We start from the raw sequence: 11,757 nt of genomic DNA, 5'->3' as shown, positions 1-11,757 counted from the left end.
GGCGCCGCTCCTCCTCATCGCTGCGCTCTGCATCGTCGCCGGCGCGGGTCATGGGCGCCGCTCCTCCTCATCGCTGCGCTCTGCATCGTCGCCGGCGCGGGTCACTTCGGGCGCGGCGAGATCCACGACGACCGTCAATCCGCCACCTGGTGTATCGGTCGCCTGGATTGTGCCGCCCATGGCTTCCACGAATCCGCGGGCCACCGACAATCCCAGACCAGCACCCGTGGTGTTGTCGTGGTCTCCCAATCGCTGGAACGCCTCGAAGATCTGTTCCTCGCTGCCCCGGGGGATTCCGCGGCCTTCGTCGATGACGTTGATCAGCACGCGGTCTCCCACTCGGCCCGCATTGACGCGAACCACACAGTTGGGTGCGTATCGCAGCGCGTTGTCGATGAGATTGGCCAGAACTCGCTCGAGTAAACCGGCGTCGGCCATTGCCACTGCGCCGTTGACGTCGACCTTGACGCGGTCGATGCCGGGTCGGAAGAACCCTGTGGCGCCCTTGCCGATGCTGACCAGAGCGCGCTGCACTGTTTCCTCCAGGTACACCCGGTGCAGCTCCGGGCGCACCGCGCCCGCCGCCAACCGGGACGAGTCGAGCAGATTACCCACCAGCGCGGTCAGCTGGTCGATCGATTCCTCGATGGTGGTGAGCAATTCGGCAGTGTCCTCGGCTGAGAAGTCGACATCCTGGGCCCGCAGGCTCGACACCGCGACCTTGGCCGCTGCCAGTGGTGTGCGCAGATCATGGCTGACCGCCGACAGCAAGGAGCGGCGCAGCATGTCGGCCTGCCCGATCGCCTCGGCTTGGCTGGCCTCCTCCGCCAGCTCACGCTGTTTGACCAGACCCGCGGCCTGCTTGGCCACCGCGCTCAGCACCCGGCGATCACGGGCGGCCAACTTCTTGCCCGTCATCAGCATCCAAAACTCGTCGTCACCGACCTCGATCGCGGTGTCGGCGGAATCGACTGTGCTGCAAGGTTCTCTGCCGACCGCTGCCACGAGGTACCGGCTGCCGTCGCGGTGCTCCCGAAGCATGCTGACCGCACGCTGCGAATAGGTCTCGCGCACCCGCTCGAGCAGCGTCTCCAGATCGGCACCGCGCAGTACCGATCCCGCGAACAGCGTCAACAGCTCCGCCTCCTGGGATGCGCGTCCGGCTTCTCGGGCGCGTTTGGCCGCGCCGTCGACGAGAACCGCCACCGCCACAGCCATCACCAGCAGCACCAGCTCGGTGACCGCGGCGTCGGGCTCGGCGATGGTGAAGCTATGTATTGGAGGGGTCAGGTAGTAGTTGAGGAGCAGCCCGGAAAGCACCGCCGAGACCACCGCGGGCGCAACGCCACCCAGTAAGGCAACCACCAGCACGCCGACGAAGAACAGCGCGCTTGCTCCGCTGGTGGTAAGGAACGGGTCGAGCCAGGTGACCGTCACCGCGCAGATCACGGACGGGACCATCAGGGCGGCCAGCCACGATACGACGCGCCGTTCCCGCAGCGAAATCGAGGCCGTCCGGAAACCCCGTTTGGATTCCTCGTGGGTGACGATGTGCACGTCAATTTTGCCGGACCGCTGCACCACTGCCGCGCCGATGCCCTCGTCGAAGATGCGCGCCCACCGCGAGCGCCGCGATGTGCCGATCACCAGCTGGGTGGCGTTCATCTCGCGGGCGAAATCCAGTAGCGCTGTAGGCACGTCGTCGCCGACCACAGTATGCAGAGACGCATCGAGGCTGGCGGCCAGTTCTCGGATCTTGCCCATCCGGGCCGCCGACACACCCGAAAGACCGTCGCCGCGCAAGACGTGCACCACCATCAGTTCGGCACTGGCTTTCGAGGCGATCCGGGATGCGCGGCGCACCAATGTTTCTGATTCCGGGCCACCGGTGACCGCGACCACGACGCGTTCGCGGGCCTCCCAGGTGTCGGTGATCCTCTTGTCGGCGCGATATTTGGCCAGCGCGGCGTCGACCTGGTCGGCTAGCCACAGCAGTGCTAATTCCCGCAGCGCGGTGAGGTTTCCGCTACGGAAGTAGTTGGACAGTGCTGCGTCGATCTTCTCCGGCGCATAGACGTTGCCGTGGGACAGCCTGCGCCGCAGGGCTTCTGGCGTAATGTCGATGAGTTCGATTTGGGAAGCCTGGCGTACCACCGAATCCGGTATGGTTTCCTGCTGCTCGATGCCGGTGATGCGGGCAACCACGTCGTTGAGGCTTTCCAGATGCTGGATATTGACTGTGGAGATCACCGTGATACCGGCATCCAGCAGCTCCTCGACATCCTGCCATCGCTTGGGGTTCTTGCTGCCGGGGACGTTGGTGTGGGCGAGTTCGTCGACTAGGACCACCTGCGGATTGCGTTCCAGCACGGCCGGCACGTCGAGTTCGGCGAAGCGGCTACCGCGATATTCGATGTAGCGGCGGGGGATGACCTCGATGCCCTTGAGCAGCTCCGCGACTTTCCGACGGCCGTGCGTCTCCACCACACCGGCCACCAAATCCGTGCCGCGTTCCAGCCGTCGATGTGCCTCGCTGAGCATCGCGTACGTCTTGCCAACGCCGGGAGCCGCACCCAAATAGATGCGTAGCTCCCCGCGTTTGCGGCGATGGTCAACGACACTCATGTGACCATCATCCACCTGCGACATCAGCGTGCGACCGGGAACCTCTGGTCAAGCGCCAGGTTGAGGTGCAACACGTTGACCCGCGGCTCGCCGAAGACCCCCAAATCACGGCCACGCAGATTCTGCTGCACCAGCTCGCGTACCTGAGCCGGTGTGACATGCCGCGCCCGGGCGATCCTGGCGATTTGGATATCGGCGTACGCCGGCGAGATATCTGGATCCAGACCGCTGCCGCTTGCAGTGACGGCATCGGCCGGCACCTCAGGACTGGACGGAGCCGAGCCACGTATCGGCACAATTTGACCGATCGAGTAGTTCTCGCCAAACCGCGCGCACTCGACCCGTACCCCTTCATACGTCGCGACAAATGGCTCGCTGATGGTCGAGCAGGGCTCGTTGACGCTGACGACCCTGGTCGGGTGTACGACCTTGCCGCGTGCATCGCGGGGGCCGATCAGCGAGAGTACGGCCCCGACACCGCCGCCGGTGCAGAACGGTCGCGATCCGCCGACCTGCTCTAGTTCGCCGACGTCCTTACTGCGCGACCACACCAGGGTGAGCAGGCCCGGCTTGAATCCGGCATCTGCGGGCTTGCCGCCGGCCGCCAGCTTGGCCGGGGCGGCCGGGGCGTCGACGACGCTCTCCGGCCCGAGGTTGCCGGCGCCACTGGCGGTGGGGTCATATCCGTCGCCGGCCGCCGACGGGCGGCTCTGGAAATACTGTGGCAACGCGCGGCCGGCGGCGTCGGTAAACGACTGGCCGATCAGCCGGCTGCCGACCGGTTTACCGTTGGCGCGGATGATGGAGCCCTCTGCGTGAGAGTGCAAGCCGGGAAGCTGCGCGACCAACCAAAGCAGCAGTGGGTATCCGGCGCCGAGGATGACGGTGAAAACGAGCAGCGCGCGCAAGGCGGCCCAGTGTTGGCGTACCAGGTTGGTGAACTTCATGTCACGACATCCCGGGTAGCAGTTGAACGACCAAGTCGATCAACTTGATTCCGATGAACGGGCTGACGATTCCGCCCAGCCCGTAGACATAAAGGTTGCGGCTGAGCAGTTTCGACGCGCTGCTGGGTGTGTACTGAACACCCCGCAGCGCCAAGGGGATCAGGGCCACGATGACGAGTGCGTTGAAGATGACGGCGGACAGGATCGCAGACTGAGGACTGTGCAGCCGCATCACGTTGAGCAGGTCCAGACCGGGAAACAGTGCGACGAACATCGCCGGAATGATCGCGAAATACTTGGCAATGTCGTTGGCGATGGAGAACGTGGTCAGCGCGCCCCGGGTGATCAACAACTGCTTGCCGATCTCGACGATCTCGATGAGTTTGGTGGGATCGGAGTCCAGGTCCACCATGTTGCCGGCTTCCTTGGCCGCGGTGGTTCCGGTGTTCATCGCCACCCCCACGTCGGCCTGAGCCAGCGCGGGTGCATCGTTCGTGCCGTCGCCGGTCATCGCGACAAGCCGGCCACCTTCCTGCTCCTGTTTAATCAGCACCAGCTTGTCTTCGGGGGTGGCCTCGGCGAGGAAGTCGTCGACGCCGGCTTCGTCGGCGATTGCCTTGGCGGTCAATGGATTGTCACCGGTGATCATCACGGTTCGGATGCCCATCCGGCGCATCGCATCGAATCGGTCGCGCATGCCTTGCTTGACCACATCTTTGAGGTGGATGACGCCGAGCACCTCCGCCTTTTTTCCGCCGTCGCCCGCCGTTACCTGGCCTACAACAAGCGGAGTCCCGCCGGCCGCGGCGATTCCGTCGACAATCTCGCCCAGGATGATGGGAGCAGTTCCACCGTGGCCGCGTATCCACTCGGCGACGGCGCTGGCCGCGCCCTTGCGCAGCTGACGTCCGTCGACGTCGACACCAGACATTCGGGTCGTGGCGGAAAACTCCACCCACGAAGCGTCGGCCAGTTCACCGGGTGTCCGTGCGCGCAACCCGTACGCTTCTTTGGCGTACACGACAATTGAGCGGCCTTCGGGCGTTTCGTCGGCGAGGCTGGCCAGCTGGGCGGCATCGGCTAGTGCCTCGGAAGACACGCCGCTGAGCGGAATGAATTCGGAGGCCTGCCGATTGCCCAACGTGACCGTTCCCGTCTTGTCCAGCAGCAGGGTATTGACGTCACCAGCTGCTTCGACGGCGCGCCCGGACATGGCCAATACGTTGCGCTGCACCAGCCGGTCCATTCCGGCGATGCCAATCGCCGAGAGCAGCGCACCGATCGTGGTGGGGATCAGACAGACCAGCAGCGCTACCAAGACGATTCCGGTGACGCCGCCACCGCCGACGGCGACGGTGTCGGGCACGCCGGGATTGTTGGCCTTGGAGTAGATTGCCAGCGGGTGCAGGGTCGCCACCGCGAACAGGAAGATGATGGTCAAGGCTGCCAGCAGGATGTTCAGCGCGATCTCATTCGGCGTCTTTTGCCGATTGGCGCCTTCGACGAGCGCGATCATCTTGTCCACGAAGCTTTCCCCAGGCTTCTGGGTGATTTTGATCACGATGCGGTCCGAGAGCACGGTGGTCCCTCCGGTGACCGCGGAGCGGTCGCCGCCGGATTCCCGGATCACCGGCGCGGATTCGCCGGTGATGGCTGATTCGTCCACCGACGCAATGCCTTCCACGACGTCGCCGTCTCCGGGGATGATCTGGCCGGCTTCGACGACGACGATGTCACCTTGCTGCAGCAGCGGTGCGGGAACGCGTTCCTCGATGCCGGCGGCCCCGGGCACCCAATCGCGCAGGCGGCGCGCGATCGTGTCGGCCTTGGACCGGCGCAGGGCGTCGGCTTGCGCCTTGCCTCTACCTTCGGCGACAGCTTCGGCCAGGTTGGCGAACAGCACTGTCAGCCAAAGCCAGAACACGGCCAGCCAGCCGAACCAGCTGGGTTCACCAATCGCCAGTACCGTCGACCACACGGCGCCGATCTCGACGATGAACATCACGGGGTTGCGCCACAGGGTGCGGGGATCGAGCTTACGCAGCGCATCCGGCAGCGACGTCAGCAGCATCTTGGGGTCGAGTAGACCTCCGTGAACCCGTTCCGCCGACGCATCGCTGGCGTGTGGTGCGCTCGAACCAATTGCGACAGCGACCATTTCAGTGAATCCCTTCGGCCAGAGGTCCCAGCGCCAACGCGGGCAGGAAGGTGAGAGCTACCAGGATGATGGTGACGCCGACGACCAGGCCGACGAACTGAGGCTTGTGTGTGGGTAGCGTGCCGAGGGACTCGGGCCGCTTGCGCTGACCGGCGAGGGAACCGGCCAGCGCCAGCACCAGGACTATCGGCAGGAATCTGCCGACGACCATTGCCAGCCCGAGGGCGGTGTTGTACCACACCGTGTTGGCCGACAAACCGGCGAACGCGGAACCGTTGTTGTTCGCCGCAGAGGTGAAGGCGTAGAGCACCTCCGAGAGACCGTGCGGTCCGGTGTTGGCCATGCCGGCGCGGGGGCCGGGCAGCGCCATCGTTATGGCGGTGCCCAGCAGCACGATCAGCGGTGTGACCAAGAAATAACTTGCGGCGAGCTTGATTTCGCGTGGTGTGATCTTCTTGCCGAGGTATTCGGGGGTGCGGCCGACCATCAGCCCCGCGACGAACACCGTGATTAAAGCGAGGATCAGCATGCCGTACAGGCCGGAGCCGGTGCCGCCCGGCGCGACCTCGCCGAGTTGCATGTTGAACATCGTCATCATGCCGCCCAGGCTGGTGTAGGAGTCATGTGTGGAGTCGACGGCGCCGGTGGACGTGAGGGTGGTCGCGTCAGCGAAGACCGCCGAGTCGGCGATCCCGAAACGCTGCTCGACGCCTTCCATTGCGGCTCCGGCTGCGGTGGGCACGGTGCCGTGGTGCTGCAGCTGAAACAGCATCATGATGGTGACGCTCATCGCGGCGATCACACCCATGACGGCAGCAATCGCGTAGCCCTGCTTCTTGTTGCCCACCAAGCGACCGAAGGTGCGCGGCAGCGAGAAGCTGATGACCAGCAGCAAAAAGATCTCGACCCAGTTCGTCCATGTAGTCGGGTTCTCGAACGGGTGCGCTGAGTTGGCGTTGAAGAACCCACCGCCGTTGGTGCCGAGCTCTTTGATTGCCTCCTGGCTGGCGACCGGACCACCCGTGATGGTCTGGTGGGCACCGCCAAGTGTGGTGACCACCTGGTCGTGCAGATGGAAATTCTGGATAGCGCCGCCGGCGATCAGCACGACCGCGCCGACGACCGAGATGGGCAGCAGGATACGCAGGGTGCCGCGCACCAGGTCCACCCAGAAGTTGCCCAATTCACCAACATTGTGGCGGGCGAAGCCGCGGACGAGGGCGATGGCGACCGACATGCCGACCGCTGCGGACACGAAGTTCTGCACGGCCAGTCCGGCCATCTGCACCAGGTGCCCCTGGGTCGATTCACCTGAGTAGCTCTGCCAGTTGGTGTTGGTCGCGAAGCTGACGGCGGTGTTCCAGGCCAGCGAGGGCGTCATCGGTGTCGCCGGGTTGTGCAGGTGCAGCGGCAACTTGTCCTGCATCAGCTGCAAGAAGAACAAAAAGACGATGCTCACCGCCGAGAACGCGAGCACACTGCGTGCATAGGCCGACCAGGTCTGCTGGGAACTCGGGTTGGCGCCAATCGAGCGGTAGACGAACCGCTCGATGCGGGAATGCTTTTGGGAACTGTAAACCCGGTACATGTAGTCGCCCAGTGGCACATGGACCGCGGCGAGCGCCGCTACTAGGAGTGCGAGGAACAGCAGACCCGCTGTTGCGCCGTTCATTAAAACCGCTCAGGGAAGATCAGGGCCGCGCCGAGTAACAGCGCGATCAGGATGGCCAGGACCAGACCGACGGCGTTCGCGCCGCTCACAGTCGTTCGACTAGCTTCAGTGCAGTACTGAGCAGAGCGAAGATCGCAACCGTCAGCAGCAGGTAAAGCACGACAGACACCTGTTCTCCGTTTCAACGACCCAACCGACCGAGACGTCGACCGCATCCGGGCAGCAGCAACTCGGCCCCCGCCGGTGAGGACTGCAACGACGGTAAGGGCGCCGATGCCCGAAGGGAATGCGCGTTGACGCTTTTTTTACGCCTCGCCTGCCCTCGCGGACCTCGAACCGGCGTGGGGCGGAAACCGGTTACCCTGCGGCCACTTACCCGCGGTAGTAACTTCGCCATATGCGTGCTGCGGATATGGCCGAGGAATTCCCCGTCCTTACTACCGATTCGGAGGCACTCGAGGCTGTTCGCATGCTGGCTCAGCAGCGCCTACCCGGAGTCTTGGTTGTCGACGCCTCCGGCAGCCCCTATGCGGTACTACCGGCCTCACAGGTGGTCCGCTTCATCGTGCCGCGCTATGTGCAGGACGATCCGTCGCTGGCGGGCGTGTTGCAGGAGTCGATGGCCGACCACGTCGCGGAAAGGTTGGACGGCAAGACAGTCGGCGACATGCTGCCCGAACACCTGACCGACGTGCCGCCCGCTGCGGCCGACGACACCATCATCGAGGTAGCGGCGGTCATGGCGCGGCTGAGAAGCCCGCTGATCCCAGTGACCAAGGACGGTCGGTTGCAGGGCGTGATCACGGCATCACGCCTGCTTGCCGCCGTGCTCAAATCTTGAACGCCGGTCCGGTGCACGCGGCGCTGCTCCGCGAGCGTGCACAGCGGCAGGGGAGCAAATGAGCGCCATCTACGCGGCCACGATATTCGTGGTCGCGTACGCGTTGATCGCCAGCGACCGGGTGAACACGACCATGGTGGCGCTGGCCGGCGCGACGGTCATGTTCTTTCTGCCCATGGTCAATTCCGATGAAGTCTTCTACTCACGCGAGACCGGAATCGACTGGGACGTCATCTTTCTGCTCCTCGGGATGATGATCATCGTCAGCGTGGTGCGCCAGACCGGTGTCTTCGATTACGTGGCGATCTGGTCCGCCAAACGCGCCAAAGGTTCCCCGCGGCGAATCATGGTGTTGCTGGTGTTGGTCACCGCGTTCGGATCGGCCTTCCTGGACAATGTCACCACGGTGTTGTTGATTGCACCGGTCACGCTACTGGTGTGCGAGCGCCTAGCGGTCGGTGCCGCGCCATTTCTCATGGTGGAGGCGTTTGCAGCCAACATCGGTGGTGCGGCGACCTTAGTCGGTGACCCGACCACCATCATCATCGGCACCGGGGCCGGCCTGAGTTTCATCTCCTTTTTGGCCCACATGGCGCCGGCGGTGATCATCATCCTCGGCGCCTTGCTGGCGCTTCTGCCCCGCATGTTCCCCGGCGCTTTCACAGTTGATGCCGAGCGGGTCGCCGATGTGATGTCACTGGACGAGCGAGAAGCGATCCAAAATTATCGGCTGCTGATCCAGTGCGGGATTGTCCTCGTTGCGGTGTTCGCAGGCTTCGTCGCGCACAAGCAGATCCACATGGAGCCGTCACTGGTGGCGATGGCGGGCGCGGGCATCCTCATCGTGATGTCCGGGCTAACCCGTGAATTCTATCTGTCCAGCGTCGAATGGGAGACCCTGCTGTTCTTCGCGGGGCTGTTCATCATGGTCGGGGCCTTGGTAAAGACCGGAGTCATCAGTACGTTGGCCCATCTCGCCAGCCATGCGACCCACGGCAATGCCTGGCTCACGACGATGTTGATCCTCGGGGTGTCCTTCTTGTTCAGCGGGTTCGTCAACAACGTCCCCTATGCCGCTGCGATGACACCGATCGTCGCCCAGTTTGCCTCATCTATTCACGACCACACCAATCAAGGCGTGCTGTGGTGGGCCCTGCTGCTGGGCACCGTCCTCGGTGGGAACCTCACCGCGGTCGGGGCCAGCGCGAATATCGTCGTAACCGGAATCGCGCAGCGCGCCGGCAGCCCCATCTCGTTTTGGGATTTCACCCGCAAGGGGGCAATCGTGACCGCGACCTCGTTGGTGCTTTCCGTCGGTTACCTATGGGTGCGTTACTTTGTCTTGGCCTAGCTGCGCAGCCCGGAATGTTACTGATTGAATGCAATTGGCGGGTAACTTTGCGCGGTGGCTGAATTGGGCTCTTGGCAAACGCTTTCGGAGAATGCCGATGCTAGATTCGGGCGTAGCAGTGCCATCGTCGCCTCGTAGCGCTGGGTGACGTCGTCGCGGTCCATCGGCTCGGCCACGCTGCCCAAGTTGGCTCGCTGGATGGCCTCGGCTTGGCGGATCAACACCGTTCGCCGGCTACGATCGGGGGTTTGTTCGATGACCTTGGCCAGTGCGTCGAGTTGCCGAATCATGATGGCCGGCATGCCGACCGCAGCCTGACGAATTGTGTCGAACGTACGCTCCACCAGTCGATCGAAATCGGCTTGGTAGGCGATGACACGAATCCGGCCTTCTGCGTCACGCCGGATCCGTTGCGGGCGCCACGAGGTGGAAATTCGGCACAGGCAGTCGGCGATCCAGTCGACGCACGTCAGCGCGGTGAAAGTGTCGTTGACCGCCGGCGACAGTGCGCGCAGAGCGATCTCGACCAGCTGATCCAAGCCGAATGAAATGTCCTGGGGGAGAGTCCGATAAGCACCGGTGACGTGGCCGAGTGCCAGTCTCTTTTCGACAGATCCCGCAGCATCGGGTGGCCATACCAAGGCCATCACCTGGCCCGCGACCAGAAAATGTCCTGGGCGATATGGCAACTGAACGACAGCATCGGCGGCAGAAGCGGTCTTGATCAGACTGTCGTGGCGGATGACCTGAAGATAGCCACTGCGCGGTGTGCGGATCGGGGCGCCGGATTCGGCCAACCGTGCCAATAGTTCCTCAGCCGACGGTCCATGTGCCACTCCCACACCGAACACGCCACCGCGATCCTGTGCTGCGATCTCGTCGGCCAGGGTGCCGGCGATGCGCGCAATCACCACCGGCAGTTGGATCATCGAGGCGATGTGATTAAGGAAGTAAATCAACACGCCGACGTCGGCCAAGGTCAGGGTCAGGGTCACAGTGGTCGACAGATGTGGAACGAAATCGCCGTGCGGGCCACCGCCCACTGATACCAGGGTGATCATCGCGTAGCAGAACGACGCCACGAATGTGCCTAAAGCAACCTGCGTTCCGCGGTCCCGCACAAAGTTACGCAACATCCGCGGGCCGAACTGGGTCGAGGCAAGCGTGAGTGCCACGATCGTGATCGAGAAGACGATGCCGACCACCGTGATGATCGCTGCGGCGACCGTTGCCAACACGACTCGAGCCGAATCAGCGGTCCCGCTGAGGACCCACGAGGGCAGGTGGATCAGTCCGTCATAGGTCGCGCGGTCGACCCCATAGGTGGCAGCGAAAAGCAGTGATACGGCGAGCGTCTCCACCGCGGGAACGACCCACAGGTTGGTCCGCAACGCCTCCCGCCGCCAATCAGCCTCGAAGTACGCGTGACCGGGCATCAGTAAACGACCGCACGACATGGGCCGTTCGTGCCGACCGGCTTCAACCATTGAATCCGCTTATGATCCATCGAGCGCCCGGCTATGTTAGTGCCCCTCGACGCGTGACATCTGCGTCTCTGCTTCGCCGATTTCTTGCTCGACTCGTTCCTCGAAGCTGTCCGGGGCCACCTGTGCTATCCGTGACTCCACGTCGTAGGGCACGATAATCGCGGTCGCACCCGTAACGCGGCTGACGGCTCGGGCCATTTTGTCGGCGGTGCGGTCGTGAAGCAACCGACCCAGCAGCGGCGAGAATGTCCTGCGCGGCAATAGAACCGTCACCTTCGAGTCCGGATTGTCCTGCAGCACCTGAAGCACGAACTCTTGTGCGACCCGGCTGAGGTGACGATCCGGGCAGTCGACCAGCCGCAGGCGGGTGTCGTGATCGAAACGTTCCCAGTGCTGCTGGAGCCGGGCGGCATGAGCCGCGTCCACGACGAAATGCACCGCGACCAGCTCGTCGGCGTGCAGGCCCTTCCCATAGCGCAAGGCCTCGACCTCGGCGAGGTCAATCGAGTCCACAAAGACGAACACCCGAAGTCGTGCATGCCTGGCCAACTCGGGATGGTCAGTGCGCGACAACTCGAGAACCGATGCTTCGGCGCGGTATTGCTGGTTGAGCCGCATCAACGCGAACACCAACACGGGAAAGACGACGACGATCAGCCAGGCTCCCTCGGTGAAC

8 protein-coding genes and 2 pseudogenes are annotated in these 11,757 nt (G+C 63.8%); 2 read left to right on the top strand and 8 right to left on the bottom strand.

The window, feature by feature from the left end; translation table 11 throughout:
- From ACFE99_RS16170 to ACFE99_RS16145, 6 genes and pseudogenes are all read right to left on the bottom strand, one after another.
- Window positions 1-86 (bottom strand): annotated as a pseudogene (locus tag ACFE99_RS16170) (hypothetical protein); the annotation flags it as partial.
- Window positions 49-2,649 carry an ATP-binding protein gene (locus ACFE99_RS16165; protein WP_375487016.1) on the bottom strand — a complete coding sequence of 867 codons (2,601 nt, stop codon included), beginning with the start codon at window positions 2,647-2,649 and terminating at the stop codon, window positions 49-51. The gene ACFE99_RS16165 and the pseudogene ACFE99_RS16170, both read right to left, overlap by 38 nt.
- Window positions 2,649-3,572: a potassium-transporting ATPase subunit C gene (locus ACFE99_RS16160; protein ID WP_375487014.1), complete on the bottom strand. Its 924-nt coding sequence runs from the start codon at window positions 3,570-3,572 to the stop codon at window positions 2,649-2,651. The genes ACFE99_RS16165 and ACFE99_RS16160 overlap by 1 nt, the downstream gene beginning before the upstream one ends.
- A 1-nt stretch (window position 3,573) precedes the next feature.
- Window positions 3,574-5,730, bottom strand: coding sequence for a potassium-transporting ATPase subunit KdpB (gene kdpB, locus ACFE99_RS16155; RefSeq protein ID WP_375487012.1), 2,157 nt, complete (start codon window positions 5,728-5,730; stop codon window positions 3,574-3,576).
- Between the two features lies 1 nt (window position 5,731).
- Complete coding sequence (gene kdpA, locus ACFE99_RS16150) at window positions 5,732-7,402, bottom strand: potassium-transporting ATPase subunit KdpA (RefSeq protein WP_375487010.1); 1,671 nt, start codon at window positions 7,400-7,402, stop codon at window positions 5,732-5,734.
- Entirely contained in the window at window positions 7,402-7,491 is a 90-nt protein-coding gene (locus tag ACFE99_RS16145) for a potassium-transporting ATPase subunit F (RefSeq protein WP_375487008.1), read from the bottom strand. The genes kdpA and ACFE99_RS16145 overlap by 1 nt, the downstream gene beginning before the upstream one ends.
- Window positions 7,492-7,799: 308 nt before the next feature.
- On the opposite strand from ACFE99_RS16145, the gene ACFE99_RS16140 reads away from it, so the two are divergent.
- Together ACFE99_RS16140 and ACFE99_RS16135 are read left to right on the top strand one after the other, a co-directional pair.
- On the top strand, window positions 7,800-8,243 hold the full coding sequence (locus ACFE99_RS16140; RefSeq protein ID WP_375487006.1) for a CBS domain-containing protein: 444 nt from the start codon (window positions 7,800-7,802) through the stop codon (window positions 8,241-8,243).
- A 58-nt stretch (window positions 8,244-8,301) separates the two neighbouring features.
- Window positions 8,302-9,594: an SLC13 family permease gene (locus tag ACFE99_RS16135; RefSeq protein ID WP_375487004.1), complete on the top strand. Its 1,293-nt coding sequence runs from the start codon at window positions 8,302-8,304 to the stop codon at window positions 9,592-9,594.
- Between the two features lie 17 nt (window positions 9,595-9,611).
- On the opposite strand, the gene ACFE99_RS16130 is transcribed toward ACFE99_RS16135, so the two are convergent.
- Together ACFE99_RS16130 and ACFE99_RS16125 are read right to left on the bottom strand one after the other, a co-directional pair.
- On the bottom strand, window positions 9,612-11,030 hold the full coding sequence (locus ACFE99_RS16130) for a DUF2254 domain-containing protein (RefSeq protein ID WP_375487002.1): 1,419 nt from the start codon (window positions 11,028-11,030) through the stop codon (window positions 9,612-9,614).
- A gap of 87 nt (window positions 11,031-11,117) precedes the next feature.
- Window positions 11,118-11,757, bottom strand: a pseudogene (locus tag ACFE99_RS16125) (DNA-binding protein); the annotation flags it as partial.

Origin of the sequence: uncultured Mycobacterium sp. (assembly GCF_964249325.1) — a bacterium.
GTDB lineage: Bacteria > Actinomycetota > Actinomycetes > Mycobacteriales > Mycobacteriaceae > Mycobacterium.
This window is presented reverse-complemented; position numbering and strand designations above follow the sequence as displayed.

Excerpts from the sequence above, each read along its gene's own strand:
- kdpA (WP_375487010.1), bottom strand. The coding sequence starts at position 7,402 with ATGAACGGCGCAACAGCGGGTCTGCTGTTCCTCGCACTCCTAGTAGCG.
- ACFE99_RS16135 (WP_375487004.1), top strand. The coding sequence starts at position 8,302 with ATGAGCGCCATCTACGCGGCCACGATATTCGTGGTCGCGTACGCGTTG.
- ACFE99_RS16130 (WP_375487002.1), bottom strand. The coding sequence starts at position 11,030 with ATGCCCGGTCACGCGTACTTCGAGGCTGATTGGCGGCGGGAGGCGTTG.
- ACFE99_RS16140 (WP_375487006.1), top strand. The coding sequence starts at position 7,800 with ATGCGTGCTGCGGATATGGCCGAGGAATTCCCCGTCCTTACTACCGAT.
- ACFE99_RS16165 (WP_375487016.1), bottom strand. The coding sequence starts at position 2,649 with ATGTCGCAGGTGGATGATGGTCACATGAGTGTCGTTGACCATCGCCGC.
- kdpB (WP_375487012.1), bottom strand. The coding sequence starts at position 5,730 with ATGGTCGCTGTCGCAATTGGTTCGAGCGCACCACACGCCAGCGATGCG.
- ACFE99_RS16160 (WP_375487014.1), bottom strand. The coding sequence starts at position 3,572 with ATGAAGTTCACCAACCTGGTACGCCAACACTGGGCCGCCTTGCGCGCG.